The organism is Fictibacillus sp. EA-CB0309 (assembly GCF_055814265.1).
On sequence record NZ_CP169271.1, the window covers coordinates 3,374,977 to 3,401,552 of the forward strand.

Consider the following 26,576-nt stretch of genomic DNA (forward strand, 5'->3'; position numbering starts at 1 on the left):
CGTATTTCAATTGTTTTAGTTCTAAAAAATTGATGTAAAGGAGCTAAAAGAGAGTCGAAAGGTTTCAATTTCTATATCGACCCCGATTATATTCACGTTAATTTGAATAATTTCACGTTATTTTATTTAATTTCACGTTATCTTTAATAATTTCACGTTAATTTAAATAATTTCACGTTAGCCACAATTCAGCGGAAATTCGACTTCAACTACAACTCAAAGCCAGCATTTTTTAGCACACCAAAAAACGCCTGGAACTCGCCCAGGCGTTAATCTGAATCTATCTTTTTAATTCAACATTCTTAACACTGTTTGCAGGAATAGTGACCTGCACTTCTACAAACTGTTTTGTGCCATATAATTGTGTTTCAACTACTTCACCAGCGGATGGTGTATAGCTGCCTTGCTTCATATAAAATGGAATATTGACTGTTACTGGTTTATTTAAACGGTTAGTCAGCGTCGCTGTTTGCGTAACTTGTGATCCATCATTAGGAAGCACGAATTTATTTTCAAAGGAAACGACGCCTGCTGACGTATTTCCATTTTCATAAACTGGCATCGATTTGTCTGGACCTTCGTAAACATAGGAACTGAACGTTTTATCTGTTGTATTCTTTTCAAACAATCGATAACCAACCCATGGCTTAGCAGATAGCTCTACAGAAGCTGTTGTAGAATACAGAATTCCGTCTTGCTCTGTAATATTATCGATGTGCGTATGACCGTGCAGAGAGATATCCACTGAATTTTGTTTCATTACATCAATCAGTTCATGTGAACCTTCCCCGTGCCATTGTTGATCGTACTCAATCCCTAGCTTCTCACCTTTAATGAGCGTGCTCAAATTTTGAGGGTCATGCTTAGCATCATATTCTTTCCAGTATTCCGTTACATCTGGATCTGTAGATGGCCAGATGTCACGATCACGCCAGATTGGATTGTGATGCGAGAACAATCCTTTTACTTGTCCTGCTTCGGCTGTTGCCTTATTATCCGCTAAATCTTTCTTAATCCATTCCATCTGCTGATCACGAATTTGTCCACCCCATGTTGGTACTGAAACCGTGCCATGTCCTTGACGGTCAAACTTGTGCCAGTCGTAAGAGTTGTACCCGATCATGTGAGCATACGGGCCGTAATCGAATGAAAAATACTGCGGACCAAAATATTGTTCCCAATACTTTGCTCCATCAGCTAACGTCGCATCTTGCGCATAATAGTCATGGTTGCCTGGAACGATATACACAGGAACATCAAACTTCTTCAGAATGCGGTATGTTTCTTCATACTCGTAAATATATTCTTGCGGATTCATCTGACCGTACATTAAGTCTCCAGTCATTACAACAAAGTCAGGCTTTAATAAGTTGACTTGATTGATTGTTTTTTGAAGATAAAGCCAGCGTTTTGATTCATCAGGGTGCCACATTCCCGCTTCAGTTATGTTAGCAGGGTCTGCAATGTTTCTTGGAGAGCCTACATGAATGTCCGTTAAGTGCATGAACTTAAAATCCTTTTTAAACTCTTTTACAACTTTAACCGAGTTCGGTTCATCATCTGTGATGCGGGTTCCGTTTCCGGTGTATGAAACTTGCAGATCAAACAATTCTTCTGGTACATCATTAGGAATCTGTACCGTTACTTCATAAATGGAAGAGCTGTCTTTCCAATACGAAGATCCTTTTTGAACACTTTTTACAGGAAGATTAAATGTTCCCTCCACTTTAGCTGCTTCTGTTGGGTTTAGAGAAACATCCCATCCTGCAGGTTCTTTTCCTTTTGTATCAACTTTTACTGTTAATTCTGAACCATTCTTTTTGATTGCAGGTGTTCCCATAAGCGGATAAATAATATTATCAACTTTTGGATCCAGTGCTATATTAGGAACTTGATCCAAATAGTTTTTTGTGTTCCCAATCCCGCCATCTTGTTTGTCAATACCAGATAAGAAGGCATGAGCTTGTCCGGCAGGTATCGTCAATGCACCCGAGATAACAAGCGCTGTTAGCTTCGTTTTCCAATTCATGTGATGCTCTCCCTTCAAAATAACTTGCATCTTGAAAGTAACAGCACAACGTAAATTTAATGTAACAGCACTTTAAATATTTTATGAATGAGTTATTGCACTATATCTCTTTCAATCTCTTTTTTGCTTCGTTTTCTTCATAGGAACTATAAACACGATAGTCGTTCTGATCAAGAATCCGGTAATGCTGGCTGATTACATTCTGCTGAAGCCGGTACCCTTTATGTGAATCAACTTCCTTCCACCAAACATGGCCACCCCATGTTTTTTCTTTTGATGGAGCTACATACTGGTGGACTACGACTTCCATAACATCAAGAGGATTTCCACCAAGAGCATTATTAAGTATTTCAGAATTACGAAACAATGCACACAATGCAACGATTACAGTCCAGCTCGCTTTTATTCTTTCCTTTTCTATTTGGACTAGCGTTTTTTTGAAATACCCAATATATCTGCCATCTTGTCTTGTGTATAGCCAAGTTCTGTTCGCACAAGCTTAATCTTGCCCGTTAACAGATCCACTATCTGATCTTGTGTCATTGTTAGAAAAATCTCCTTTTATCCTTTTAGGAACATTTTACACAAAAAAACTCCTTTCAACAAAAACGAAAGGAGCATCAGCTACACGTATAAGGTTCCCAATGAGCAAGATCATAGAGCCCCGCGTTAATTCGGGTGCTTTCCACTTCCAACAATGACAACAATTCATTTGGAAGCTCTTCGTGATGATGTGCCAGGTTCATCTCATCGTTTGGAGATGAAATAAGAACGGTAAATAATTTCTTGTTCTCCATGTTCATACCATGTACGTGAATATAATTTAAATTCTTTACACGATATACAAAAAAGATTCGGTATTTATCCATTTTTCCCACACTCCCTTACACACAGTGTGGTCGGATTTCGAGCTCAATAAACCTTTATTTTGTTGAAACAGGTGCTGTTGGAAGTTCGATTTCCACACGAGTTCCTTCGTTCTCAACCGATGAGAACTGAATTGCTCCACCGTGTTCTTCAATAATTTTAAAACAAACCATCAACCCTAAGCCTGTTCCCTTTTCCTTTGTCGTGTAAAAAGGTTCACCAAGTGTCTTTAGACGCTCTGCTGGGATTCCGCATCCTTGGTCTTTCAGTTCAAGAACAACAGAGTCGTTGCGGGTTCCGATTTTGATGTGGATCTCGCCGTCCTTCTCCATGCTTTCGATTGCATTTTTCAGCAAGTTGATAAACAGCTGTTTAAGCTGATTTTCCACCCCGTAAACGAGAGGAATGTTATCAGAAATGTTTACCCAGATCTGGATATTTCTCATAATGGCTTGAGTTTCTAATAATCTTACAACACTATAGATCAGTTCTTGAATATTTGTATGTTCAAAGCTTACCGCCTGTGGCTTAGCTACCAGCATTAACTCTCCGACGATGTCGTTGATTCGGTTTAACTCAGACTCCATGATACGTAGATATTCTAAACGGATCACATCATCTGCATCTGTTAATAGTTTTGTAAATCCTTTTAAGGAAGTCAAAGGATTCCGGATCTCATGTGCTACTCCAGCAGCCAATTCCCCAAGAACAGACAATTTCTCAGATTTCAGCATCAGTTCTTCAGTCTGCTTCGCTTTTGTTACGTCTCTCGCAAACGTCACTAGACTCTCAACATGACCTTCTTTTGTCATAACCGGCACACCGCGAGTCTCCAACAAAATCCAGTCGCCATTTTTGTGAAGAAGCCTGAACTCTGTCTGAAACGGCTCTTTCTTCACAAGTGATCTCATAAAATGATCGGATAGATCTTCCATATCATCCGGATGAACAAGATCTAGGATGGCGCCTTTAATCTCACCTTCTTTGTAGCCGAGCACCGTAAAATGAGAAGGAGATACATATTGAATCATGCCCGATGGATCAATCACAGTAATTAAATCTGTAGAATGTTCTGCGATCAAACGATATTTCGCCTCACTTTCCCGTAGAGCACGCTCTACTTTTTTCTGAGAAGTAATATCACGGTAAACAATTACAAATCCCATTATCTTTCCATCCATATCACAGATGTTCGAAAAAGAAGCAGACACGTCAAAAACTGTTCCATCCTTATGAATACGCTGTGTTTCATGCAGTGGAACCGATTGCCCTTGCTTCAACAGATCGATAATTTCCTTTGATTCTCCTTGTAGATGTACCGGTGTTATAACAGGATAGTCTTCATTTTCTTCTGCAAAATCTTCTTCTGCCCAACCAAACATTTGAATAAAAGCATCATTTACTTTAATTACTTCTTGTCTTGTATTTAAGATAAGAATGGCGTCAGTCGTTCCTTTTAAAACAGATTCTAAAAGATCAAGTGCAACGCTGAGCTCTTCCTCTTTCTGCTTATGAGAAGTTATATCTCTTCCAGTAACCACTAATACTTGCGGCTTTCCGTCCTTCGAAAAAGTTGGCTGCTTAATAAGTTCCAGCATAACGGTGCGGCCGCTTTTCATTTGTATTTTTTCAGCTGTTTTAATCGGTTTTCTAGACTCCCAAGCTCTTTGATCAGAGATGTTGCATCGTTCAATCGCTTCGTGCGAAAGTCTTGTTTGCATTTCCTCAAGACTTTTTCCTTTATATTCGTTGTCATATATCCCATAAATGTTCAAAGCGAACCGGTTTGCTTCTGCCCAAGTTCCATCCGGGTATTTCAAACACACAAATTCAGGCAGGACATCGATCATTTCTTTTAAAGTGGCAACCGCAGGAAGTTCGTCCTGGCTTATTACTTTCATTTTTATCCACCCTTTTTTACTAAAACTTTCTTAACGTCTATTATTTAAATAAAAGGGTCTCGTTTCCTTCAAATTTTTTGAACATTCGAACGTCAAATTCATTTATTTTTCGCCTTAATATGACAAAAAGACGCTTCCTTTGAGGAAAGCGTCTTCTGTATTTGATGGCGATTAAACAGCTTTTACCGCTTCTTTTAGCGATTTTCCTGGCTTGAATGCCGGAACGTTGCTTGCCTGGATCATAATCTCTTCCCCAGTTAGAGGATTGCGTCCTTTTCTTGCGTTACGGTTTCTTGTTTCAAATGTTCCGAAACCGATAAGCTGCACGCTTTCTCCATTTTTCAAAGCATCTGTAATCGCATCTAGCACAGCATCAACGGCAAGCGCTGATTCTTTTTTGTTCATACTTGTTGCATTTCTTACTGCATCTACTAAATCCATCTTTTTCATTAAGAGTTGCTCCCTTCAAACATTAAAATAACTGCTTGTGTAGCAACATTATTAACGGATATTTGAATTTTCATACAGAAAGATATAAAATTCCGAAAAATATTTATATAGTTTAATAATTAACACTTTAAAAGCCCTGTACCGTCATTCCTCCATCAACAAATAATGTTTGACCGTTTACATAATTCGCTGCCTCACTTGCGAGGAATACGGCTGGTCCAACGAGATCCGGAAGTTCTCCTACTCTTTTTGCGGGGTAACAGCTAAAATATCATTCAAGTACTTTTGATCTGCAAGAAGTTTTTCCGTAAGCGGTGTCTTAAAGTACCAAGGACCAATGCTGTTTACGTTGATACCATACTCTCCCCATTCAAGTGCAAGGTTCTTCGTCATTTGAATGATTGCGGCTTTCGTAGATGCATAGACTACTCCCGTTCTGAGGGCAACATGACCGGCAACAGAGGAAATCGTAATGATCTTTCCTCCACCCGCATCCTTCATTCGTTCTCCCGCTTTTTGAGAGAACCAAAACGCTGAGCGCAGGTTTGTATTCATGATCTTATCCCACTCTTCATCAGATACATCAAGCGCTTTTGAACGAATGTTCATGCCAGCGTTGTTTACGAGAATATCCACTCTTATCTGTTTTGAATCTAGAGTTTCAAAGATTTTCTCTATTTGCTCCTTATTCGTTACATCCGCTTCGAATATGTACGCTTTTGAACCAGTATTCTTGATGATTTCAGCTGTTTTTTCCAGATCTGATTGTGTCCGTGAAACGATGACAACATCCGCTCCCGCTTCAGCATACCCAATTGCGATCGCATGTCCGATTCCTCTCCCAGCACCCGTTACGAGCGCTGTCTTGCCTTTTAATGAGAATGACGGTAAATACATTTTAGTTGCCTCCTTTTTTAGTTATAAAGTTCAGGTGATATGGCGAAGTATCTCTGTTGATCGGATTCATAAGATCCAGCCCCCATTGCATTCATAGTCGTTATACGAATTTGATAGGAAAATTGAGGGTCCATTTCTTCTTCAGCATTTGCATTTTCGTCAGCTGCAGCGGCTTTTGTATGTTTTTGAACACCAGCTCTCTCAATATCCCAAAACGAGCCATCCTCAACATCAAAAGGCACCTCGTCAGAGTTTGTGAAACTCACATAATATAAATCACCTTTTGCTACCATTTCTTTTAAACCATGCAGATCCATCGTTTTAAAATAGACGTTCGGTGTGGAAATATAGTTTTGATAATTCATCATCTCTGTTTCATTTTCCACAATGTGTGTAACCACTTGATATTGTGCATCTAGCAGGGTGACCCATGAACTCATGTTTCGGTCGTCTCTGGTGTAAACAGCTTCATAGGTGAGTTGCTGAATTTTACCATTTTTTTCAAACGATAGCTCTAGATTATTGATAGCAAGCTCCCCTTCTGCATCCAATGCTGCTTTCACTTTCTCATACTCTTTTATAAAATTCATTTCATATGCATTATCCGAAGCTGCCTTTATATGTATCATTCCTTCGTAATACGCTTCAACTGAGTGCGAAATGATGAGACTTGAAGCAAAGGAAACAACACCTAATGATGCAGCCCACTTCTTCGATTGTTTATTCGTAATAATCTTAGGTAGGAAAAAAATTAGGAATACCGCAATTCCTAAAGGCAAGATCCATGATTCCAACCGTAAAGTAAAGGTTCCTAAAAGAAGTAGCCCACCAGTTTCCAGCCTAAAAAAGGTTCATCACGGTCCGCCTTTTTTATGTAAATGAGCACCAAAAACAAAATAAGTACGACAGACATCCCCCAGCTTAACATCGATTCGATTTGCATCGCTTCAACACCCCCTATTTTTTGGATATTTAAATAAGTTTATCAAAAAAATGGATTATGATGATGAGTAATTTATTCAGGAAAAGAAAAAATCCCTTAAAGTTTTGAATTAATCCCGCGAGTTTTGATCATAATACCGCGAGTCTACAAAACCCGACAAACTCTAAACGCAACTGCGCCTCAGAAGCACACCAAAAAAAGACATGACTCAAAAGCCATGTCTTTACGACTCTACCCATTCTTTTCTAAGCGTAAATAAATCTTTTAATTCATCTGTAGATAATTCGGTAATCCAGTTTTCACTCTGAATCACTTTTTCTGATAGCTCCTTCTTGCTTTCAAGCATCATATCAATCTTTTCCTCAAGCGTACCCAGTGTAATCATCTTATGAACCGTAACAAATTTCTTTTGCCCAATACGGTGAGCACGGTCAGTTGCTTGATTCTCTACCGCTGGATTCCACCATCTGTCGTAATGAATAACATGGTTTGCTTCCGTCAGGTTTAACCCCGTTCCTCCAGCTTTTAAAGATAGGATGAAAATAGGATGCTCTCCATTTTGAAAGCTTTCTATCATTTCATCTCGTTTTTGCTTCGTTAGACTTCCGTGCAAAAAGAGTACGGTTCTGCCAAACTTTTTCTCTACATACTTCTTGATTAGCTCACCCATAAAAATAAACTGGGTGAAGATCAGACACTTTTCATCCTTTTCGATAATGGCATCAATTAACTCGATCGTCTTAGCAAACTTAACAGACTGATCCTCTAATTTACCCAGTTTATCGTTTTTCGTATAAAGAGCCGGATGATCACAAATTTGCTTTAGTTTGCCAAGCATAGCAAGCAAGAGACCGCGCCTTTGCATTCCTGTCACTTTTTCGAGCTGTTCAAACGTATCTTGAACCAGTCTTTCATATAACGAAGCCTGTTCTTTGGATAACGGGCAATATTCTTTAATTTCTTGTTTTTCAGGCAGATTAAGCTGAACGGCTGGATCCGTTTTTGTTCGGCGAAGCAAGAAAGGCTGTACAAGTTGCTTTAGCTGCTGCAAACGCAAACTGTCATTATCCTTTTCAACAGGTGCCACAAATTTTTTCTGAAATGATGGTTCACTTCCTAAATATCCTGGATTCAGAAAATCAAAAATAGCCCATAGTTCCAGCAATCTGTTCTCAACAGGGGTTCCTGTTAAAGCGATTTTATGACGTCCGTTCAGCTTCCGGATGCTTCTTGACTGTTTAGTATAACTGTTCTTTATATTCTGTGCCTCATCAAGCACGATCGCTTCCCAGAACGTACCGCCCATCTCGTTAAAATCAAGCTGGCACGTCGTATATGACGTGATAACGACATCATACTTTTTGTACCATTCAGCAAAATCTTCACCCTTTTTCCGGTTTGAACCGTAGTGAAGACCAACCGTTAGTGTCGGAGAAAAATGCTCCAGCTCTTTTTGCCAGTTTCCAATAACAGAAGTAGGACATACGAGTAAAAATGTCCCTTCCTGATTCTCTTTTTCCTTCACTTTTAAAAAGTAATCGATCGTTTGTACCGTTTTTCCAAGGCCCATGTCGTCTGCCAAACAGCCGCCAAGTCCAAACTCTCGAAGAAAGTACATCCACGAGCTTCCCGTTTGCTGATATTCTCTTAACGTTCCTTGTAAGTTCTCAGCTTTCGGTTCAACAGGGAGTGACTTAATCTCAGAAAGCTGATCCATCCATAAATTTAAGGGTTCATCCCATTCCATGTCGAGCATTGGACCTTCTCCATCTATTCCTTCAAGGCCATCTTCAGATGGATTGGTCTCCATATTTAGAAGATGCTGCTCTAACACGTCTTTTAATTGAATTCCTGTACGGTCTACATTCTTGATTAAGTGCCGAACTTGTTTCATCCATTCAGGGTCCACTCTATACCATTGGCCGTTTCTGCGTACAAGCCTTCTGCTGCCATCAACAAGCTTGCGGAACTCTTCCTCTGAAAGCTCTTCGTCTCCTGTAGACATTCTCCAATCAAATTGCATGATGGCATTTAAACCAAGAAATGAAGGAGCTCCACCAGCAACTTGAGATTTTGTCTTAATCTTCGCTTTAACTTTAGGCTGCAGTTCTTGGACCGTTTGCCACCACTCTGGAAGCACAACAATCATTCCAATTTGCTTCAGCAGATTGCTTTTAAGAGTCAAGAAATCCCATGCTTCTTTTTCCGAAATTTCACTGCTAACCTCTTTACGATTCGTAAGTTTTAGCCAGGAAATAAGTTTCGACACAAGTTCAATATCCGATTCGAGCATCTCTTTAAACGGTTTCCATTCTTCAGGCAGGAGGGTGCTTTTACCCTGATAAGGTACACGAATCCCGTCCTCTTTTTCCTGAAGAAAGACGTTCAAGTGCCATACATCCGTACCGATCTCTTCATCCTCTTTCGGCTCTGACAATTCAAAAATAAGATTAAACGGCTTCGGATCCTCTCGCCAGCCAATCTTAACAAGCCATTCGTCTTCATCCAAATGGCTTAAGGCAGATATAACTTGCCGAGGTATTCCCCTCATTCGCTCTCTGTTAAAACGTGAAGGCATAGGAATAGAAGCATCATTGGGCAATGTGGAGAGCGCTTCGTTTATCCACTGAGATTCAATAGGTTCTCCGCCTGTTCTCCATGCCCAATTCCCTGTCTTCCATGCTTCAAAATCTGGCGTAACCTTTTCTTTCTTCAACAGGCTAAAAACATCATTTGCCTCTTTTACAAAAGTCCTCGAATCCTCTTCCCAGTTTTTTCAGAGAGAAAGAAATCCGGGTACCGATTAAAAAGGATAAAGGCTTCTCCAGCATTTAAATAGATGTTCTGATCATCGTCAATATCGAGCATAGTTCCGTAAAATGAAGGCTGATGCCATGTAAATAAAAGAGGTTTCCAGTCGTTTACATGCACTCTTTTCGCATGTTTAGTGGCCCATAAAACCATATTTCCCTGAAGCCATTTCGCGTGAAGCAAAAGATTGCTTGTATCGATCATGAAATAAACTTTCCTTTCCTTAGCTCTTCTTGAAAGGCTCTAAGCCGCCCATAAACAGTAGCAATTCTGTCGATGTACTGTGAAAAGCGTTCTTCTTCCCCAAGATCAAAATATAGAGAACGAAGGGTTTTTAAATGTTTAATGGCTGATTGATAAGACTTTCTTGTTCTTTCATTAATCAATCTGTCAATCGTTTGATGATAGATTGGCAGAACAGTCTCCTTTTGAAAGGACACAACCTCTTTCAAGTCCTTTCTTTGAATTAATTCAGGGAATAGCCCATGATCACTTGCAATTCTACCCAACGTTCATGCTCGCCGATCACCATCAAATATTCGCCGTACTCATAAAAGGTAATCGGTAAGAATTCAATCAGCATATCTTCGTACTGATCTTCATCGCCTGTATGTTGAGCGTATTTCCAAAAATAGCTTAAATACTCGTGGAAAAATTCACGTGAATCAGAATGATAATAATAAGTACCTACACCTTCTAAGAAATATGGCTTTAAATCAAGAAGCCATAATAAAAGACGGTCCCATTCTTGTTTATCTACTAATAACTTCATCCAAACGAGATAATGAACCATGTCTACTTTCTTTTCACTTTGGCTTAGCCGCTCAAAAGCAAGAGTGTCATTTCCGCTTGCAAAAGCAAAATGAACAAGCGCCAACTCTAGCATCTGCGAAGTCTTACCGCTCTCTTTTTCCTCTAACAGCTGCTCTTCATACTTTGTAACCCAGGCTTGATCCATATAAAGCAGCGACCAACTGATCTGAAAAAGATAAAAAAGCAGATGTCCCCATTTAGGAGGAATTTCATAAAGGCTTTGGAAATTTCGTAAGCTTTCTTCTACAAGCTTCTTATTTTCTTGCAACAACTTTTCACTGTTGATCTGTTTTAACGTCACATACATCTGATCAGAAAGCTTTTCAACCGTCGCATCAAAGTTTGCTTGCATATAAGTAGCCACACCATATTGTGCTTCAAATGAAAATAACCGAATCAGCGTTTCAATCTGTACGTGATATTTATATAATAAAGCAATGTCTTCATCAAAAAACTGTCCTGCATTCAAGAGAGCAGGATAATAATCACGGTAAATATGAACAAACGTATAGCTCGTATCTTTTCCGTCTACAAGATCGCGAAAGGAGACGGTTTGCATTTTACGTTTCTCGAATGTTTCAAACCGCTCTGAAAAATACTCTCGCCACAGCTGAACAGAATGTGTGTTTTGAACTTTTTGTTCAGGTGTATCATAGTAAGGCTTTTTTCTCACTTTCCTGTTCTTCAGTTGGTTTCATTCCGTCTCCCCTTCCTTTTTATTACCAATTATAGCGGATTCATTGTACAATCATTCATGTATATCATATCTATTTTAAAGGAAACAGCTTAAATTGACCAAAGAAACACATTCAATCCTTTAAACTGTTCCATTTTCTACCGATAATAGATAAACAAGAGCGTTGATTTGTATTTAAAACTACTCAAAGAATAAACATTGCTGTTCTTGTAAGTAGTTGATTTCCGTTTCAGGTGCTTCGCTTTCCGCGGGGCAGGAGTCTCACACCTTACACTCCAATCAACTTTTCAATGAAGAAAAGAACAAAAGCAAAAGCCATAAATAAGGATTCGCTATAACGGCTAGTATTCATGGTAATATCTCAGCCAGTTGCAATAATACTTGTTCATCGGTAGCAGATACCAAAGATACCAACAAAGGCACTCAACAGAGCCTGCTATAAAAGGGAGATTTACTTATGAAAGAGAACACTGTCCAAGAACGAATTAGTATGTTAAGAGAAGAATTATATCGTATTTCTTCTCAACTCAACTACGAACTGACACATCCTAAACTAGTAACACTAAGTCAGCAGCTTGATCAACTGTTGAACCAATACGCCAGAATGGAACAGAAAGCATAATAAAATGGCCGATTACCGGCCATTCTATTCTTGCGCGTTATAATTTGTTCTTTGCTGCTCAATCTTATCGAGTATCCGCTCAATTTCCTCTTCCGCTAACTGACTCGAAATCATATCTTTTCGAAGAAGATTTTCAACTGCCTCATGTTCTGCATACAAAGCTTCAATGGATGCCTTGTATTCCTGTGATTTTCTCCACTCTGGATGCTGTTCATACATTTCATCTAATCTCTTTTTTGACTCTTCACTTTTATAATCGTACAATGCTTTCCATTTCTCAAATACAACGGATGAAATGGTTACTTCTTTTTTCAGCTGATATAATCTTTTTATAGCAGATTCATATCTATTTACAGCTAAGAACACTTCTTCATATTCTGTTTTCTCTTTGTTTGGATCATTAATCTTTAACCGACTGATCATAGAAGAAATCGTCATTCCCTGTGCAAGCAGTGAAAAGAACACCACACTAAACGCCAAGATAATAATATTCTCTCTGCCAGGAAAATCATTAGGTAAACTTAGGGCAAGTGCAATGGATAAGGAGCCTTTAAGTCCTCCCCAATTTAAAACATGTTTCCACTTTGTTGGTATACCTTTCATGGAAAACAGCGTTCCGTAAACCGCAATTGTTCTTGCAATTAATACAAGGATAATACTACTAATAATCAATCCCCATTTATCATTAATATCGATATAGGCAATCTCTAAACCTACAAGCAGGAATACGAGAGAATTGGCAAACAAAGCTAATACATCCCAAAAGGAATGGATATTTATTTTCGTTGTTGGACTCATTCCGATCTTCGCTCCATAGTTTCCAAAAGTCAGTCCAGCGACTACAACTGCGATGACTCCTGAAACATGAATGCTTTCAGCGATTAAGAAGCTTCCATAAAACAAGAGAATTGAAAATAAGATCTCTAGCGGATAATCATCATACCAGCTCGTAAACTTTGAAAAAATATAACCTAACCCTCCACCAACGAGTACACCCCCTATCGATACTTTTAGCAGCATCAGTAGAGCTGATACAAAACCACCTGCTCCCATTTCAATATATGTTGGAAGATAGATTGAAGCGATCATGAATAGGACGACAGCTAAACCATCGTTAAATAAGCTTTCTCCTTCAATAATTGTCGAGAGTTTCCTGTTCACTCCGAGTGATATGAAAATACTTAACACGGAAACAGGATCAGTTGCACTCATCAATGCAGCAAAAACAAAAGCAGTTTGCAACCCCAGACCGAGTACATAAAAAGAACCTGCTCCTACAATTAAAAACGTTATTAATGTTCCGCCAATCGCAAGCGCTATGATAGGTTTTACATGATCACGCAAATGACCAAAGGGAAGCTTTATACTTGCCTCACCAAGCAATGTCGGAAGCAATAAAGAGATGATAATAAATTGAAAAGTTTGTCCTTCCTGAATAATTTCTTTTAATGGATCTAGCTCAGGAACAGGTACAAGACCAATGATTCCACCAACAATGACTAACGCAATGGGATATGGTTTATTCATTTTCTTTGCTAGAGCAGTCACACCAACAGCTACAGCCAATAGAACCAAAGCAATATTTAGTGAGTGATGCATAATGAACTCCTCTCTAACTCTGTCATTCTTTTATATTCCTCTAAACCATCATGATTCAGACAGAACATGATGTGATTTGAATTCGACATTCTCATTAAACTTTTTGTAGGTTTTTGTAACATTGCCACTACTTTAGCCGAAACCCTTTCTCTTTTAGTAAATCTATTGCATATTTATTGAAGACAAAATCTCTCATGAAAGTTGTGAATATAACATGTTATTGCAATTAATTGAGGAAAAACGTGAAGTACTGCTCTGCCTTGGAAAAACTTATGGACTTACAGCACAAGAAACCGTTATATGCAGTCAGGAATTAGATCAGCTATTAAACAGTCTTGATGGTTTTATGAAAGAACCTAGAGAGAAGACGTAAATTCTTGTCTATTTCCTGGGAAATTTGTCGAGTTGATAGGAAAATTCAATTGAACTTCAACTACCTTCCCACCCTAAACCAGTTACTACCTTTTTTACCTATTATTATATGAATATATTATTGTAATCTACTTGTTACCTTCTCCTAATGTTTTTGTTACATTCGATTAGTATAATTGGCAACCGAGGCGTATTTAACCAATTATACATATTAGGAGGAGTTATCATGATGAAAAAATGGGTAATTACAGGGGCTCTAGCATTCGGATTGCTCGTTTCTGCTCCCGTTAGCGGATTTGCGGCAATGGGTGATCACACTCTCCGACCAGGTGCTTGGGACAATGACGTATATGAACTGCAAGGAAAACTAAAAGCGATGGGATATTATGATTTTGCTGTTACAACAGGTTATTATGGTCCTGTTACGAAACAAGCAGTTACAAATTATCAAAAAGCAAAAGGCTTATCAGTAGATGGAATTGCTGGACCACAAACATTCAACAGCATCCAAAATAACATACAAAAGAAAACCATGACGGTTGCTTCTACAGCTTACACAGCAAGTTGTGATGGCTGCAGTGGTACGACTTATGGAGGCACAAACTTAAAAGAGATTCCTTATGCAAAAGTTGTTGCCGTTGATCCAAATGTAATACCAATCGGTTCTGTTGTATACGTACCTGGTTATGGCTACGCAGTAGCTGATGATATCGGTGGCGGAATTAAAGGGAACGAAATTGATGTATTCATGAAAAACTATTCCGATGCAGTCAACTGGGGTAGAAAAAACGTTAACATCACAATTATTAACTAACACAAGATGGGGCATTTAGACCCCATCTTTTTTATTTGCTCATCTCTATTACAAGGCGGTGAGCTTTTTCTTTGTTACATTAATTTCAAAAATATTACATTTTTTCATTTTCTAAATATTATAATAATGGTAAAGTTGGATTATATATTTAGAGAGGAAGTACATAAATGAATATACTGAATCAGATGACTACCGTGAAAAATGCCATTGCAGAAGTTCTAACGGGTAAAGACGAACTCGTTGAACTGACGATGATCGCGATCGTGAATAAAGGACACCTATTACTAGAGGATGTTCCTGGCACAGGAAAAACGGTTCTCGCAAAAAGCCTTGCTCGTTTGATCGGGGGAGATTTTAAACGGATCCAGTTCACTCCTGATATCCTTCCTGCTGACATTACCGGAATCCAATTCTTTCATCCTAAACACCAGGAATTTGAGATGCGGCCAGGACCAGTGATGACGAATATATTATTAGCAGATGAAATTAATCGTGCAACGCCTCGTGCTCAGTCTAGTCTTTTAGAAGTTATGGAAGAGCGACAAGTAACGATAGATGGTGAAACTCTTAAACTCCCATCTCCTTTTTTAGTAATCGCAACTCAAAACCCTATTGAATCTCACGGAACATTCCCACTTCCAGAAGCGCAGCTTGATCGTTTTTTATGAAACTGCCCTCTGGATACCCTGATTACAATCAAGAAAAGGAAATGCTTCATATGTATCGTTCCAAAAATCCGCAAGATACATTGGAACCCGTCTTCTCGCTGGAAGATATTCTATTGATGCAGCAAGAAGTACAGCACATTCATGTGAGTGATGAGGTTGAAAATTACTTGCTTTCTATCGTTCAAGCTACTCGAAAGCACGAGTTTATCGAGAATGGCGTCTCTCCTCGTGGAACACTTGCCTTTATGAGAGCGGCTCAAGGTGCTGCTTATGTACAAGGAAGGATGTTTGTCACACCTGATGATATCCAATACGTTGCTCCTTATGTTCTGGCTCACCGCTTAGTTCTAACGATGGAGGGCACGATGAGGAAAACAAAAGAGCATGTGTTGCGTGACATCTTGGGATCTATTGATGTGCCTGTAGAATCTGAGGCAGGAAGATAACATGCAGTGGAGTAATCAAGTATGGATTAAGCCCGTTTTCAGGGTGCTTGTTCTATTTAGTCCTTTACTTTTCATCATTGGGTTTTATCGCAATATTTCATTTCTCTTTCTGCTCGGATTGTTTATCTTGTTCTTTTACGGCGCTACACTGCTGCAGTTTAAATCCGCAGCTCAAGATTTGAATGTGGAACGTGTTAGACAAGTCTATCGGCTGTTCCCTGGGGACTCGGATGCCTTTTATGTAAAGCTTCTCCATAAAGGTTTCTGGCCATCTTTTAGAGGTGAGATCTTTCTTACACATAAAAAAATTATTTCATCCGCAGAACCCGATCAGTCTGCTTCATCATCCAAAGGCAGAATAGAAGTGAAACGGCCATTTGCTATTTATCGAAAAACAGCCTATACAGAAAAGATTCCATTTGTGGCTTTAAAACGTGGAACGACTAGAATCTCGAATGTTACGCTACATATTCATGACCCGCTTCAAACGAGCGGACAATCCTTGACGTTTCGTGAATTATTTCCAACTGAGATCATTGTTTATCCGAAACCACTTCCTGTCCATCGAATCGAGCAACTTTTTTATCAAGGAACTGGTGAAACATCGCGCCCATTTGCCCTGTTTGAGAATGTATCACTTCCAGCAGGCAATAGGGATTATGCTTATGGGGACTCTTTTCATAAGCTGCACTGGAAAGCAACTGCAAGAACAGGTACACTCCAAACAAAAGTTTTTGAAAAAACGGTGGTCTTTCACTGGACGTTTGTGTATACCATACAGCCTGATCATAAAGATATGAGAACAGCGGATGAAACAGAAAACGAGATCAGTTATCTTGCATTCATGTGCCAATTTGCCGCTGAAAAAGGAATACCTTTTGAAGTTTACATCAATTTCAAAGTTCCCGGTCCACTCGGCATGTATCACGTCCCTACAGACAGCGGACCTCAACACTTAAGTAAAGTATTAGAAGGACTTGCTCGCATAGATCGATCAAATGTAACGGTTAAACCTGAGTATATGTGGACAAAGATAAACCGAAATTTAGCAGGTAAAGTTCCGTTTGTTATCCTTTTAGGTCATATTCCAAACGATAAAGATACTATCTTCATGACAAAGAAATGGATGCAAGCTGGTGGAAGAATCTTTTATATCAGCCATAGCGAATACGAAGCATTTCTTATGCCATATATGGCACAGGAGGTCGTTACATGTTAAACAGTCAACGATTTATCCTATACGGAATGAACATGATTTTTGATAGCATGCTCTTATACTTGCTGTATGTACTGCTTTTACAGGGAGGCACTTGGCAAAATCTCTTGTTATATATAACAGTATTGCTTCCGATTATTGCGCTAAGCGGTTCTCTTTTCACTTATAAGCCGTCTCTATTAAAAGGAACTCTCGTCATTACGCTCATATTGGCAATATTTTTATTCTGGTTGTTAACATCTTCACTATTGTTTTCAGCCATTTTATCATCTATCTTCATATGGAGAAGCACAGAAAATTGGCAGGATCCACTAAAGGCTGATCTAGAACTGCTTTTAGCTGTATCGGTTGTATTTTCTCTTTTGCTATCTTTCTTTTTAAAGATGGATACACCGTCATGTATGGTGCTGTTTGGCTGCAGTTCTTATTTATGCTCTTCATAAAGATGACCGTTCATTATTTTAAGAATCCATCTGCTGATAAACTATGGAAAGATTTCTCTATTCCAATTACCATTGCTGGTTTAAGTGCAGTTATTTTTATCCTTCTAGGGCCGATTAAACAACTGATTTATTGGCTAGTTGATGGCGTATTATTCGTGATGTACTATATTTTGGCCGTTCCATTGTGGAAACTGTTTAGCTTTCTCACCGTACCTCTTCAATACTTAATCAAGTTATTTGAAAAGGATGAACAAGTAAACAGCGAAATTGGCAAGGTTGAGGAAGAAATTTTTTCGCCTGAAAAGTATACAGCTCCCGATTTTTCGATTCTATGGTGGTCTGGTGTTATCGTGCTTGTGCTGATCGTGGGATTTTATATTTGGAGAAAAAATCGCTTCTACCCGGCAGACAAGACCTTTTGTTAAGCGATAATTTATCTGCTTTAAGTCAAGCTGACATGAACGGCAACTTTTTTCTAAAAGAAGATGGCTGCACTCTAATGATCGTACACGAAAGCGATTTCTGCGCTTTGAGAAAACAATGGATAAACGCGGTTTTTCGAGGCAGCCAGGAGAATCCCCAGCCCTTTGGTTTGAAAGATTAAAATTGTCAGGAGACGAAGCTGAGTCTGTTATAAACGCATATGAAAAAGTTCGATACGGTGAAGAGACCATTACGAATGATGAATTCCACCACTATGCAGTTGCTATTAAAAAGCTTGAAAAGTCAGATCGCCTTCAAAAGAAGAAGTCTAAATAAAGGCTTCTTTTTTGATTCCGTTTACTGTTCATTATCTCCTTCATATTATAGACTAGAGTTATAGAAGTAGTCGGAATTACAATATTAAGGAGGATACAATGACAAAAAAGATATATGTTATACATGAAAATATCGACTGGACTGCTCCATTGTTTCAGCGTTTTGAAGAGCTTGGACTTCCATATGAAGACTGGCACATGGCAAAGGGGCACATCGACTTAACGAAAGCTCCGCCAGAAGGCATTTTCTATAACCGGATGAGTGCTTCCTCTCACACAAGAGGTCATCGATATGCACCTGAATATACCGCTGCTGTGTTAGCTTGGCTTGAAAGCTACGGACGAACAGTGTTTAACAATTCTAGAGCTCTTCAGCTTGAAATCAGCAAAGTGAGTCAATATAGCGCTTTAAAAGCTTTTGATATTCCTGTTCCCCGCACGATTGCCGCTTATGGAAAAGAGGAGTTATTAAAAGCAGCAAAAAGCTTTGATGGTAGATTTATTACAAAACATAACCGCGCTGGCAAAGGACTAGGAGTTCAGTTGTTTCAAACGCATGCTGCTCTTGAATCGTATGTGAATTCTTCAGAATTTGACGAATCAATTGACGGTATTACCCTATTACAAGACTATATCGAAGCACCGGAACCTTACATTGTTCGCTGCGAATTTATTGGTGGTAAGTTTTTATATGCCGTACGCGTGGATACGTCAGAAGGATTTGAACTTTGCCCGGCAGATGCATGCCAGATTGGTGATCAGTTCTGCCCGATTACCGAGCAATCAGAAGAACCAGAGCCGAAGTTTAGAATCTTAAAGGACTTTACACTCCCCTTCAAGCGAATTACGAAGCGTTTTTAAAAGCAAATGGCATCACGTTTGCCGGAATTGAAATCATTACGGATAAGCGAGGAAACGTTTATGCGTATGATGTGAACACAAACACGAACTACAACCGAGATGCTGAAGAAAAAGCAGGCATTTATGGTATGAAGGCAATAGCTGAGTTTTTAGGCAAAGAGCTGTATTAGTCTAGGTTCTTTTTAAAGTTTATACTTTGTTGCTTTTGAAAGAAGTTGATTTCCGTTCCAGGTGCTCGCTTTCCGCGGGGCAGGCGGTGAGCCACATTTGTACGTTTCACTTTTAAGTGTCTCACCTGTCTAGTTGCAGTGGCTAGCCCCTCGAGGTCAAAAGTTAAACGGTCCAAAAGGCAAAGTGCGCCTTCCTCGCCCATTCACCTTTTGCTTGTCGGGGCTGAACGAGCCACTTCCACTTTTCGGACTGCCCGCCTGTCCCGCAGGAGTCTCCCACCATCCACTACAATCAACTAATAAAGAAGAATTTGGAAAATATCTTTGAAGCGATAAGAGAGTTCACTTCAACGAGTAGTGTTAATTGGCGTTAGTGCACAGGACCCTACTACACATCAGGTTTGCTTTGAGCTTTCTCACCAGACTCCACATCGGAAATCCAGACCTAAAAGTATCAAATCACTTCCTAAAAAACCAAAAGGTGAGAAGCTTAAAAGCTCCTCACCTTTTCTTCTTATGTATGATCGACAACAACAGATGCCTGATTTAAGCTTTCCCATAAATAATAGGTAATGTACGTACGCCATGGTTTCCAATCCTCTGCAAGTTTCCTCACTTCTTCTTCTGAAGGCTGCTCCGTTAACTCCCAGACTTGGCGAATGGCATTTCTTAATCCAATATCAGCTGCAGGAAGCACATCCGTTCTTCCCATCCCAAAATCAACAAACATTCGATCGTCCATTTACCGATCCCCCTGATAGGCAACAAGGTGCTCATTACTTGTTCATCCGTCATTGTCCATAAGTTTTCCAATTGGAGCTTGCCGTCTGCAATGAGTTTTGCAAGATCTATAATATACTCTGCTTTTCTCTGGCTGAATTGGAGCTCACGAAGATTTTCATATGTAAGTTTTGAAACAGCTTTTGGTGTTGGGAAGATTTGAAAGGTATCTCCTTCCACCTCCACTTTTTCACCGGCAGCTTCAATAAGCCTTTCCGTTAGTGTTCCGGCAAACGTTAAATTGACTTGCTGACCAATAATGATCTTCACGATTGATTCGAATAGGTCTGTATCAGTAAGAAGTTTTAAACCCTCAAAACGACTTAAAACATTTGCTAATTCTTTATGCCCAGCGAAATGCTGATACAAAGGCGACAGGTCGATTTCCGTTGAGAAAAGCTTCTGAATCTTATTCTTTGCTGCTATTTCATTCACTTCACCATTTAAAGACTTTATCCGGCACTCTAAAAGTGGTTTGTTTACAGTTCCGCTTGAAACAACTTCTATGTAACAAGCCACATGGTTTACTCGAATGATCTTTTCGTATTTTGTAAATTGTTCATTAAGTCTTAAGACATGAGTTTTACCTGTAACCGTTAATCGCTGCATCATTTTCTGAAAATGAAATGGCGGTTTTGGTGCTAGTGTAAACTTCATCCCCGATTCTTCCCTTCTTATGAACGTTCTTTGTCTGTTTCAGCTTTGTCCTCTTTTTTCACATATGGATTATCTTCTAATTGATCTACGGTATGTTTATAGGAATAACCTTTTGTAATAGCTGCAGCAAAAATGATAACTACAAAAATGATGATAACAAGGGTTATTAAAATCGATATCGTTAACGTGCTCATACATACTCCTTTAGCAAAACTGACTTTACCTGTATGATAGCACATTTCCCCAGCAAAAAAGCAGTCATGCCTGTGAAGTGGCACAACTGCTTTAAGCTAACGTTTAAACTTTTTCTTCATACTTTTCATGCATGACGAGTCGGTCGATATCAAAGCGGTCAGTTGGTTTAGCTGGACCGTCCGCATACCCTAGCGTAATCATCATGACAGGTATGAATCTCTCTGGAATGCCTAGTGCAGGAACGATTGCAGCATGGTCAAACCCAGTCATCGGACAAGAGTCAACTCCAGCTGCTTTAGCTGCAAGCATGAGCTGCATCGCTCCAAGAGATGCATTCTTAAGCGCTTCTCTTTCCCTAACGCTCTGCCTTGTGAATAGGCAGAGTTGATGTTTTTCAATAAGATGTTTCGTGCTTCTTCTGGAGCCTTTTCGAACACTTCAGCAGCCACTTTGTCTGCTTCAGTATCTCCTAAAACAATAACAACAGCAGAAGCATCAAGTACGTGCTTTTGATTATACGCAATCGGAAAAAGCTTTTCTTTTTGCTCTTGTGACGTTACAACAATAAAGCGCCAGTGCTGAAGATTCCAAGCAGATGGTGCTTTTCCAGCCATCTCTAAAATCTTATGAAGAGTCTCGTTCGGTATCTCTCTATCTTTTTGATACAGTCGTACAGAAGATCGTTCTTCCATTACTTTAAATGTTTCGTTCATTATCTCCACTCCTTGCCCCGAATTCTTAGCTGCCTTCGCAATAAAGAGGTGCCTGTAGTAGCCGACACCTCTTTACTATGCCACCAATTATAGTGGGTTATCAGTTGAAGTCCAAAGATTACGCATTGCGCTTAGCTGCTGCTAATTCCTTTGCCAACTCTGCCGCTTTTTCTCTTGCATCCGCTAAAATTTCTTCAGAACGATCTGGAGCCGCAGCCATTCCTTCTGTATACACATGGTGATAATCTGTAATTCCGATAAACGCCATTACCCCTTGAAGGTATCCGTTCGTAAATTCGAACGCCTGAGCAGGACCTTCAGAATATACGCCTCCGCGAGATTGAATGTGAACAGCTGTTTTTCCACCTAATAATCCAGCTGGACCATTTTCAGTGTACTTGAACGTTTTCCCTGCCATTACAATGTTATCGATGTAAGCTTTAAGCATTGGAGGGTAGCTCAAGTTCCACATTGGTGTGTTAAATACATACATGTCTGCAGATAAAAACTGCTCTAAAATTTCTCCCATACGGCTAGTTTTTTCAACTTGTGATGGTGAAAGCTCTTGGCCAGCAGCCAATTTCCCCATGCATCAAGAACATCTGCATCGATAAATGGAATGTTTTCTTCATAAAGGTTAACTGTTTCAATCTCGATGTTTTCATTTTGATTAGATAGTTCATTTAAAAAGTGACGTCCTAAACGAAGCCCAAAAGATTGATCGATTGGTTTTGGATTTGAATTAATATAAAGTACTTTCATTTGTTGATTCTCTCCTTTAATTGTTTGTTGTTTTTAGTGATTAACTTCTCTTTAGTAAGTTGATTCCTTTACATCATAAAACCTTGACTTACTTTTGTCAAGCATTGAACTTTTATTTATTATCATAAATTTATTTAGTATTTTTTACCATTAAAAAAACGCTTCCCAGCAAAAGCCGGAAAGCGTAAAGGGGAGCAAAATTTAGTGTTCCACTAAAAGGAACTTGTACCTTTATAAAAATTATATTCTTCAAGGCCGTCAAAGCACTTCAAACGGTCCCCGATTGTTAATCCAAAATCAATATAAGCATGGCTTTTCGCGGTTAGCAAATTCTTATCCTCAACGATTTGTTTGGACATGTACGTTCCGTTCAACCAGCTGTTAGCCTTTGAAAACTCATCCTCGCGCAATGAAACGGTATATGACCTGTTGTTTAAGATCCCTGCTCGTCCTAAAATAACAGCTCCATTACCAATCGCTGCGATCTTAATGTTTTCCCTGTTAAACACTTGCAACAAGTGCAACAGCCTTGGATTCCCTTGTGTAAATGCTTGTTTCCCACCTGGGATGATCAGCATTTCATAATCCATGGGACTTATATTTTTAACTTTAATGGTGGGCTGCATCAGCAAACCACATTCACTTGTAACAGTTCCTGGCAACAGCGAGAAAGGCAGCACTTCATATTTTTTACCGATAATAGATAAAGTCGTCATTACTTCAACTTCTCTAAATTGTGGATACAAATAGACAAGTACTTTCTTCTTCATGGCATTCACCCGTTCCTGTTACTTTTCTACCCGTCTTGCTGGGAAGAGGGTGTATCACTATTGTAGCAGGATGTAATCAAGCTTTGTATTGGGAAAATTGAAGGAGAACATGTGCTTTCTTTTAGTAAAATACATGCAGTTTTCCCAACTTATTAGATAGAAACGAGCATGTATTTACTAATAATTTGTTTAAGTGACTCATTTTCGGGTCACATTGTAACACCTTGCGATCCAAATAAATAATTCAAAAAGATCGGGCTAACTAGTATAAATGTCATACGAAGTGATATCGTTTTCGCAAAAAAATAAGGGCCCTATGAACGAGGATAAACCGCTGCGATTGAGCGTGAACGAGCATAAACACAAAAAACAGCCCATATACATCATGGGCCAGTTAGAAACACAATATATTTCCTATTTATGTCCTTTTCCTTTTGTCAGGTGGCAGGCGACTCCTTTTCCTAGCGCGCCTGGCTTAGACATTCGGTCGATATAATCCAATCCTCTAGCACATTGGGTCTTACAGGCGATGCACGTTTCGCTCGTTACCATTTTTTGCGTGTGCTGATATTTGTTTACAGTACTGTCATATCTATTTTTAATGTTTTTCTTTGCATTTTTTTAGCCATTTCCGAACCCTCCCCTGAATCCTAAACACAGTGTATGTAGGAAGAAGGGCTTTTGACATACGTTTCAAATAAAAAAACTACCCGATGTGCAGGTAGTCTTCGTCATATTCTACTTGAAAATCAATGGATTGCCTTTCAGCCAACGAAAAAATATAATCGCTGTCTGACTTGTCATACGACAATAAAAAGTCCTGTAAGGGCATGTTGTATTTTTTCCAAACCACTTCCATCAGCCACTTTTGACTGATCATGAAGTACTCACCATTGAAACGGTTCACTTTAATTGTATTGCCTACATACATCCATAACACTCCCTTTCAAAGAGGTAGGTTAATTATGCATTAGGTCTTACGGTTGTACCTTCATTATATTCCTTTTGTCAGAAAAGTCAAAATTAATATCAATGATAGAACGGATAGAATTTCTTTATGGCGCAAATAGTGGAAAACGGATTACTCCTATTCCAGGGAAGACTATAGAGTAATAATAACGGTCAAAAAATTTTCATAAAATAATACTCTTTTCTTATGACCTTTCAACCATATTATGGTAATATCATTAAGATGCAAGTAAACGTGTAAAACCTTATAAATCGGGAATAGTTAATTAGCTGATGATATAGACAAAGGAGTAGTTCGTATTGCGAATCATAAAAGAAAATATTCTAGCATTATGCCTTCTCCTCTCTATCCCTTTGCTGAATATCATCTATCAGGTGTTAAATCATGGGGAGCGTGGAGCGAGACAACTCATTACAGCAGTAGATCATCAAATCCCATTTTTGGAAATTTTCATTGTACCTTATGTACTTTGGTATGCTTTTATCTTTTTAATGTTTGTCTACTTTTGTATTTATGACAGAGCTATTTATTATAGGACCTTGTTGAGTTTTTGTGTAGGGATGCTGGCATGTTACGTGATTTACTTCTTTTTCAAACCACGGTACCACGACCAGAATTGGCATCAGAGGGAATACTCACAACAATCGTACAATACGTTTATGGTGCCGACCAACCCTTTAACTGTTTTCCAAGTATTCATGTACTGAGCAGTTATTTAATGGTCTTAGGCATTCGCCATAGTAAGATGTGGACTATAAAAAAAGATATTATCATCTCAACATTTGCCTACAGCATCATTTTATCTACGCTTTTTGTAAAACAACATGTGGTACTTGACGTAGTAGCCGGTATTTTATTAGGAAGTCTTCTCTTCAAGTTGTTTTATTATCTCGAAGCTGAAGCGGTATTCACCTTTTTTAAACGAATGTTTAAGACGAAGCTTCAAAGCTCAGAAAAAGTTAATTCACAAAGGACTGCTGTCAAAAGCAGTTCTTTTTTTTGTGTGTATTTTGGAGGATGGAGGGCTTTTTTGCATGTATGCGGTAGTCGAACTTCGCTCCAGGTAGCTCGTTTTCAGCGTGACGTGCCGTGAACCCCACTGTTTTCAGCAGTTCAGGCATAACTTGGTTAAATAGAAAATAAAAATAACAAGGGGAGGAGTGATAATGATGAGCAATGAACAGGATCTGCAAGAACAGATGCGCGCAGAAAGTATGCATCAAATGTGTAAGGACCATATGTATTATCATGTAACGATTAAAACTCGTGATGGGCAGGAAGTTGAAGGAATCATTACTGATTTAGATAAAAAACGTGTATATAATGGTTCCGCAAAACATGATGCCTGCAGAAGAAGCTGAACAAGAAAGTCCACAAATGAGTCAACAGGGTCAGCAGGCTCAACAGCCTCAGCAAGGACAGCAAAGTGGTCAGCGAAATCAACGTCAATGGTACGGCCGTCCGTATTATCGCCGTTTTTATCGTCAGATCTATCCGCTTGCAGCACTTGCAGCTTTATCTCTTTATCCTTATTATCCGCCATACCCTTATCCATACCCTTATTACCCACCCTATCCTTATCCTTATTATTAAAAGGGACCGCCTGAAAACAATCAGGCGGATTTTTTATGATTTCAAATGGTTAAAAACGGGAAGTGTACATAAGTCAGATTATTTAAGGAGGTAATATCATGGCTAACATTTTGGTTGTATATTATAGCTCTTATGGTCATATTCATGAAATGGCACTTGCGGCTGCTGAAGGCGTTAAGCAAGTAGACGGCACTGAAGTAAAGGTTGTTAAAGTTCCAGAATTTGAAGTTACGAAAAAATATATGTCACAACAAGACGCCTATGTTAAAGCTCAAGAAGCCCAGGCTGATATTCCTGAAGTAACACTTGATGATTTAAAATGGGCTGACGGCATCGTGTGGGAATTCCAACTCGATACGGTATGATGCCTGCACAGATTAAACAATTACTCGATTCGGCAGGTGGTCTTTGGGCAAATGGCGATCTGGAAGGCAAAGCCACAGCCGTGATAACAAGTTCTAACACGATTCATGGTGGTCAAGAATCTACAGCTATCACTTCATTCGTACCTCTTATGCATTTTGGAATGATTTATGTAGGTCTGCCATATGGCGAGAATCCTGAACAGATGACATCAGATGGAATTGGCGGTTCTCCATATGCTGCTTCAACCGTTGCAGGTGCAGACGGAAGCCAACAGCCACAAGATGCTGAAAAAACCATGGCGTCTCGCCTCGGTGAACGAGTGGCGAAAGTGGCCAAAGCACTTAAAGGCAATCTATAAAATAAAAAGACAAGCATCATAAAAGCCCCTCCAAC

Annotated in this window: 30 protein-coding genes and 7 pseudogenes; 15 read left to right on the forward strand and 22 right to left on the reverse strand. The window is 39.2% G+C overall.

Going from position 1 to position 26,576, the window contains the following annotated elements:
* Window positions 1-280: 280 nt before the first annotated feature.
* From ACEWFH_RS18900 to ACEWFH_RS18955, 12 genes and pseudogenes are all read right to left on the reverse strand, one after another.
* Entirely contained in the window at window positions 281-2,029 is a 1,749-nt protein-coding gene (locus ACEWFH_RS18900; protein ID WP_473725256.1) for a metallophosphoesterase family protein, read from the reverse strand.
* Window positions 2,030-2,129: 100 nt separating this feature from the next.
* Window positions 2,130-2,572, reverse strand: a pseudogene (locus ACEWFH_RS18905) (helix-turn-helix transcriptional regulator).
* 77 nt (window positions 2,573-2,649) lie between these two features.
* Entirely contained in the window at window positions 2,650-2,898 is a 249-nt protein-coding gene (locus tag ACEWFH_RS18910) for a hypothetical protein (RefSeq protein ID WP_473725257.1), read from the reverse strand.
* 54 nt (window positions 2,899-2,952) lie between these two features.
* Entirely contained in the window at window positions 2,953-4,797 is a 1,845-nt protein-coding gene (locus ACEWFH_RS18915) for a PAS domain-containing sensor histidine kinase (RefSeq protein WP_473725258.1), read from the reverse strand.
* Window positions 4,798-4,968: 171 nt separating this feature from the next.
* Window positions 4,969-5,247: an HU family DNA-binding protein gene (locus tag ACEWFH_RS18920; RefSeq protein WP_066236049.1), complete on the reverse strand. Its 279-nt coding sequence runs from the start codon at window positions 5,245-5,247 to the stop codon at window positions 4,969-4,971.
* Window positions 5,248-5,374: 127 nt separating this feature from the next.
* A pseudogene (locus ACEWFH_RS18925) lies at window positions 5,375-6,144 on the reverse strand (SDR family NAD(P)-dependent oxidoreductase).
* A gap of 17 nt (window positions 6,145-6,161) precedes the next feature.
* Window positions 6,162-6,923: a hypothetical protein gene (locus ACEWFH_RS18930; protein WP_473725259.1), complete on the reverse strand. Its 762-nt coding sequence runs from the start codon at window positions 6,921-6,923 to the stop codon at window positions 6,162-6,164.
* Between the two features lie 32 nt (window positions 6,924-6,955).
* Window positions 6,956-7,087 (reverse strand): hypothetical protein, encoded by a 132-nt coding sequence (locus tag ACEWFH_RS18935; protein WP_473725260.1) that lies wholly within the window; start codon window positions 7,085-7,087, stop codon window positions 6,956-6,958.
* A 223-nt stretch (window positions 7,088-7,310) separates the two neighbouring features.
* Entirely contained in the window at window positions 7,311-9,803 is a 2,493-nt protein-coding gene (locus tag ACEWFH_RS18940) for a DEAD/DEAH box helicase (protein WP_473725261.1), read from the reverse strand.
* A 26-nt stretch (window positions 9,804-9,829) separates the two neighbouring features.
* The gene (locus tag ACEWFH_RS18945) at window positions 9,830-10,102 is read right to left on the reverse strand and encodes a hypothetical protein (protein WP_473725262.1); all 273 of its coding nucleotides are present in this window, start codon (window positions 10,100-10,102) and stop codon (window positions 9,830-9,832) included.
* The gene (locus ACEWFH_RS18950) at window positions 10,099-10,407 is read right to left on the reverse strand and encodes a hypothetical protein (RefSeq protein WP_473725263.1); all 309 of its coding nucleotides are present in this window, start codon (window positions 10,405-10,407) and stop codon (window positions 10,099-10,101) included. The genes ACEWFH_RS18945 and ACEWFH_RS18950 overlap by 4 nt, the downstream gene beginning before the upstream one ends.
* On the reverse strand, window positions 10,365-11,384 hold the full coding sequence (locus ACEWFH_RS18955) for a hypothetical protein (RefSeq protein WP_473725264.1): 1,020 nt from the start codon (window positions 11,382-11,384) through the stop codon (window positions 10,365-10,367). The genes ACEWFH_RS18950 and ACEWFH_RS18955 overlap by 43 nt, the downstream gene beginning before the upstream one ends.
* A gap of 481 nt (window positions 11,385-11,865) precedes the next feature.
* On the opposite strand from ACEWFH_RS18955, the gene ACEWFH_RS18960 reads away from it, so the two are divergent.
* Window positions 11,866-12,030, forward strand: a complete 165-nt coding sequence (locus tag ACEWFH_RS18960; protein ID WP_473725265.1) for a Spo0E family sporulation regulatory protein-aspartic acid phosphatase — start codon at window positions 11,866-11,868, stop codon at window positions 12,028-12,030.
* A gap of 24 nt (window positions 12,031-12,054) precedes the next feature.
* Here the strand turns inward: ACEWFH_RS18960 and ACEWFH_RS18965 are convergent, their stop codons facing one another.
* The gene (locus ACEWFH_RS18965; RefSeq protein WP_473725266.1) at window positions 12,055-13,629 is read right to left on the reverse strand and encodes a cation:proton antiporter; all 1,575 of its coding nucleotides are present in this window, start codon (window positions 13,627-13,629) and stop codon (window positions 12,055-12,057) included.
* 214 nt (window positions 13,630-13,843) lie between these two features.
* Here ACEWFH_RS18965 and ACEWFH_RS18970 point away from each other — a divergent pair, with 214 nt between their 5' ends.
* The 9 genes and pseudogenes from ACEWFH_RS18970 (at window position 13,844) to ACEWFH_RS19010 (ending at window position 19,377) form a co-directional block, all read left to right on the forward strand.
* A complete protein-coding gene (locus ACEWFH_RS18970; RefSeq protein WP_473725267.1) occupies window positions 13,844-14,002 on the forward strand; it encodes an aspartyl-phosphate phosphatase Spo0E family protein in 159 nt (52 codons plus the stop codon).
* A 303-nt stretch (window positions 14,003-14,305) separates the two neighbouring features.
* A pseudogene (locus ACEWFH_RS18975) lies at window positions 14,306-14,491 on the forward strand (peptidoglycan-binding domain-containing protein); the annotation flags it as partial.
* A gap of 36 nt (window positions 14,492-14,527) precedes the next feature.
* Window positions 14,528-14,815, forward strand: a pseudogene (locus ACEWFH_RS18980) (3D domain-containing protein); the annotation flags it as partial.
* A gap of 167 nt (window positions 14,816-14,982) precedes the next feature.
* A pseudogene (locus ACEWFH_RS18985) lies at window positions 14,983-15,929 on the forward strand (AAA family ATPase).
* A gap of 1 nt (window position 15,930) precedes the next feature.
* Window positions 15,931-17,148 (forward strand): DUF58 domain-containing protein, encoded by a 1,218-nt coding sequence (locus ACEWFH_RS18990; RefSeq protein ID WP_473725268.1) that lies wholly within the window; start codon window positions 15,931-15,933, stop codon window positions 17,146-17,148.
* On the forward strand, window positions 17,142-17,588 hold the full coding sequence (locus ACEWFH_RS18995) for a hypothetical protein (protein WP_473725269.1): 447 nt from the start codon (window positions 17,142-17,144) through the stop codon (window positions 17,586-17,588). Before ACEWFH_RS18990 ends, ACEWFH_RS18995 begins: the two co-directional genes overlap by 7 nt.
* The gene (locus ACEWFH_RS19000) at window positions 17,543-18,013 is read left to right on the forward strand and encodes a hypothetical protein (RefSeq protein ID WP_473725270.1); all 471 of its coding nucleotides are present in this window, start codon (window positions 17,543-17,545) and stop codon (window positions 18,011-18,013) included. The genes ACEWFH_RS18995 and ACEWFH_RS19000 overlap by 46 nt, the downstream gene beginning before the upstream one ends.
* Window positions 18,014-18,110: 97 nt before the next feature.
* Window positions 18,111-18,347, forward strand: coding sequence for a DUF4129 domain-containing protein (locus tag ACEWFH_RS19005; RefSeq protein ID WP_473727356.1), 237 nt, complete (start codon window positions 18,111-18,113; stop codon window positions 18,345-18,347).
* A 98-nt stretch (window positions 18,348-18,445) separates the two neighbouring features.
* Window positions 18,446-19,377: pseudogene (locus tag ACEWFH_RS19010) on the forward strand (ATP-grasp domain-containing protein).
* Here the strand turns inward: ACEWFH_RS19010 and ACEWFH_RS19015 are convergent.
* From ACEWFH_RS19015 to ACEWFH_RS19055, 9 genes and pseudogenes are all read right to left on the reverse strand, one after another.
* Window positions 19,374-19,553 carry a hypothetical protein gene (locus tag ACEWFH_RS19015; RefSeq protein WP_473725271.1) on the reverse strand — a complete coding sequence of 60 codons (180 nt, stop codon included), beginning with the start codon at window positions 19,551-19,553 and terminating at the stop codon, window positions 19,374-19,376. The pseudogene ACEWFH_RS19010 and the gene ACEWFH_RS19015 overlap by 4 nt on opposite strands.
* Before the next feature lie 338 nt (window positions 19,554-19,891).
* Window positions 19,892-20,074 carry a hypothetical protein gene (locus ACEWFH_RS19020; RefSeq protein ID WP_473725272.1) on the reverse strand — a complete coding sequence of 61 codons (183 nt, stop codon included), beginning with the start codon at window positions 20,072-20,074 and terminating at the stop codon, window positions 19,892-19,894.
* The gene (locus ACEWFH_RS19025; RefSeq protein ID WP_473725273.1) at window positions 20,047-20,814 is read right to left on the reverse strand and encodes a DNA-3-methyladenine glycosylase family protein; all 768 of its coding nucleotides are present in this window, start codon (window positions 20,812-20,814) and stop codon (window positions 20,047-20,049) included. The genes ACEWFH_RS19020 and ACEWFH_RS19025 overlap by 28 nt, the downstream gene beginning before the upstream one ends.
* 17 nt (window positions 20,815-20,831) lie before the next feature.
* On the reverse strand, window positions 20,832-21,008 hold the full coding sequence (gene ytzI / locus ACEWFH_RS19030; protein WP_473725274.1) for a YtzI protein: 177 nt from the start codon (window positions 21,006-21,008) through the stop codon (window positions 20,832-20,834).
* 103 nt (window positions 21,009-21,111) lie between these two features.
* Window positions 21,112-21,327, reverse strand: a complete 216-nt coding sequence (locus ACEWFH_RS19035; RefSeq protein WP_473725275.1) for a nitroreductase family protein — start codon at window positions 21,325-21,327, stop codon at window positions 21,112-21,114.
* Entirely contained in the window at window positions 21,276-21,722 is a 447-nt protein-coding gene (locus tag ACEWFH_RS19040; protein ID WP_473725276.1) for a nitroreductase family protein, read from the reverse strand. Before ACEWFH_RS19040 ends, ACEWFH_RS19035 begins: the two co-directional genes overlap by 52 nt.
* A gap of 118 nt (window positions 21,723-21,840) precedes the next feature.
* Window positions 21,841-22,484: pseudogene (locus ACEWFH_RS19045) on the reverse strand (FMN-dependent NADH-azoreductase).
* 212 nt (window positions 22,485-22,696) lie between these two features.
* Window positions 22,697-23,254, reverse strand: a complete 558-nt coding sequence (locus ACEWFH_RS19050) for a DJ-1/PfpI family protein (protein WP_473725277.1) — start codon at window positions 23,252-23,254, stop codon at window positions 22,697-22,699.
* Window positions 23,255-23,960: 706 nt separating this feature from the next.
* On the reverse strand, window positions 23,961-24,185 hold the full coding sequence (locus tag ACEWFH_RS19055) for a hypothetical protein (protein WP_473725278.1): 225 nt from the start codon (window positions 24,183-24,185) through the stop codon (window positions 23,961-23,963).
* 607 nt (window positions 24,186-24,792) lie between these two features.
* Between ACEWFH_RS19055 and ACEWFH_RS19060 the strand changes: the two genes are divergently transcribed.
* The 5 genes from ACEWFH_RS19060 to wrbA all read left to right on the forward strand — a co-directional run bounded on the left by ACEWFH_RS19060 (window position 24,793) and on the right by wrbA (window position 26,541).
* On the forward strand, window positions 24,793-25,317 hold the full coding sequence (locus tag ACEWFH_RS19060) for a phosphatase PAP2 family protein (RefSeq protein ID WP_473725279.1): 525 nt from the start codon (window positions 24,793-24,795) through the stop codon (window positions 25,315-25,317).
* Between the two features lie 73 nt (window positions 25,318-25,390).
* A complete protein-coding gene (locus ACEWFH_RS19065) occupies window positions 25,391-25,585 on the forward strand; it encodes a hypothetical protein (RefSeq protein ID WP_473725280.1) in 195 nt (64 codons plus the stop codon).
* Window positions 25,563-25,817, forward strand: a complete 255-nt coding sequence (locus ACEWFH_RS19070) for a hypothetical protein (RefSeq protein WP_473725281.1) — start codon at window positions 25,563-25,565, stop codon at window positions 25,815-25,817. Before ACEWFH_RS19065 ends, ACEWFH_RS19070 begins: the two co-directional genes overlap by 23 nt.
* Window positions 25,818-25,915: 98 nt before the next feature.
* Window positions 25,916-26,182: a flavodoxin domain-containing protein gene (locus ACEWFH_RS19075; protein ID WP_473725282.1), complete on the forward strand. Its 267-nt coding sequence runs from the start codon at window positions 25,916-25,918 to the stop codon at window positions 26,180-26,182.
* Window positions 26,155-26,541 carry an NAD(P)H:quinone oxidoreductase gene (gene wrbA, locus ACEWFH_RS19080; RefSeq protein WP_473725283.1) on the forward strand — a complete coding sequence of 129 codons (387 nt, stop codon included), beginning with the start codon at window positions 26,155-26,157 and terminating at the stop codon, window positions 26,539-26,541. Before ACEWFH_RS19075 ends, wrbA begins: the two co-directional genes overlap by 28 nt.
* Window positions 26,542-26,576 lie beyond the last annotated feature (35 nt).

Bases quoted from the DNA above. Each gene is read 5' to 3' on its own strand.
- ACEWFH_RS18945 (WP_473725262.1), bottom strand. From the start codon at position 10,102: ATGATCGATACAAGCAATCTTTTGCTTCACGCGAAATGGCTTCAGGGA.
- ACEWFH_RS19000 (WP_473725270.1), top strand. From the start codon at position 17,543: ATGTATGGTGCTGTTTGGCTGCAGTTCTTATTTATGCTCTTCATAAAG.
- ACEWFH_RS19075 (WP_473725282.1), top strand. From the start codon at position 25,916: ATGGCTAACATTTTGGTTGTATATTATAGCTCTTATGGTCATATTCAT.
- ACEWFH_RS18970 (WP_473725267.1), top strand. From the start codon at position 13,844: ATGTTATTGCAATTAATTGAGGAAAAACGTGAAGTACTGCTCTGCCTT.
- ACEWFH_RS19055 (WP_473725278.1), bottom strand. From the start codon at position 24,185: ATGTATGTAGGCAATACAATTAAAGTGAACCGTTTCAATGGTGAGTAC.
- ACEWFH_RS19050 (WP_473725277.1), bottom strand. From the start codon at position 23,254: ATGAAGAAGAAAGTACTTGTCTATTTGTATCCACAATTTAGAGAAGTT.
- ACEWFH_RS18935 (WP_473725260.1), bottom strand. From the start codon at position 7,087: ATGCAAATCGAATCGATGTTAAGCTGGGGGATGTCTGTCGTACTTATT.
- ACEWFH_RS18910 (WP_473725257.1), bottom strand. From the start codon at position 2,898: ATGGATAAATACCGAATCTTTTTTGTATATCGTGTAAAGAATTTAAAT.
- ytzI (WP_473725274.1), bottom strand. From the start codon at position 21,008: ATGAGCACGTTAACGATATCGATTTTAATAACCCTTGTTATCATCATT.
- ACEWFH_RS19035 (WP_473725275.1), bottom strand. From the start codon at position 21,327: ATGCAGCTCATGCTTGCAGCTAAAGCAGCTGGAGTTGACTCTTGTCCG.
- ACEWFH_RS18915 (WP_473725258.1), bottom strand. From the start codon at position 4,797: ATGAAAGTAATAAGCCAGGACGAACTTCCTGCGGTTGCCACTTTAAAA.
- ACEWFH_RS19040 (WP_473725276.1), bottom strand. From the start codon at position 21,722: ATGAACGAAACATTTAAAGTAATGGAAGAACGATCTTCTGTACGACTG.
- ACEWFH_RS19065 (WP_473725280.1), top strand. From the start codon at position 25,391: ATGATGAGCAATGAACAGGATCTGCAAGAACAGATGCGCGCAGAAAGT.
- ACEWFH_RS19025 (WP_473725273.1), bottom strand. From the start codon at position 20,814: ATGAAGTTTACACTAGCACCAAAACCGCCATTTCATTTTCAGAAAATG.
- ACEWFH_RS19060 (WP_473725279.1), top strand. From the start codon at position 24,793: ATGTTACGTGATTTACTTCTTTTTCAAACCACGGTACCACGACCAGAA.
- ACEWFH_RS18900 (WP_473725256.1), bottom strand. From the start codon at position 2,029: ATGAATTGGAAAACGAAGCTAACAGCGCTTGTTATCTCGGGTGCATTG.
- ACEWFH_RS18995 (WP_473725269.1), top strand. From the start codon at position 17,142: ATGTTAAACAGTCAACGATTTATCCTATACGGAATGAACATGATTTTT.
- ACEWFH_RS18920 (WP_066236049.1), bottom strand. From the start codon at position 5,247: ATGAAAAAGATGGATTTAGTAGATGCAGTAAGAAATGCAACAAGTATG.
- ACEWFH_RS19070 (WP_473725281.1), top strand. From the start codon at position 25,563: ATGATGCCTGCAGAAGAAGCTGAACAAGAAAGTCCACAAATGAGTCAA.
- ACEWFH_RS18990 (WP_473725268.1), top strand. From the start codon at position 15,931: ATGCAGTGGAGTAATCAAGTATGGATTAAGCCCGTTTTCAGGGTGCTT.
- ACEWFH_RS18965 (WP_473725266.1), bottom strand. From the start codon at position 13,629: ATGCATCACTCACTAAATATTGCTTTGGTTCTATTGGCTGTAGCTGTT.
- ACEWFH_RS18960 (WP_473725265.1), top strand. From the start codon at position 11,866: ATGAAAGAGAACACTGTCCAAGAACGAATTAGTATGTTAAGAGAAGAA.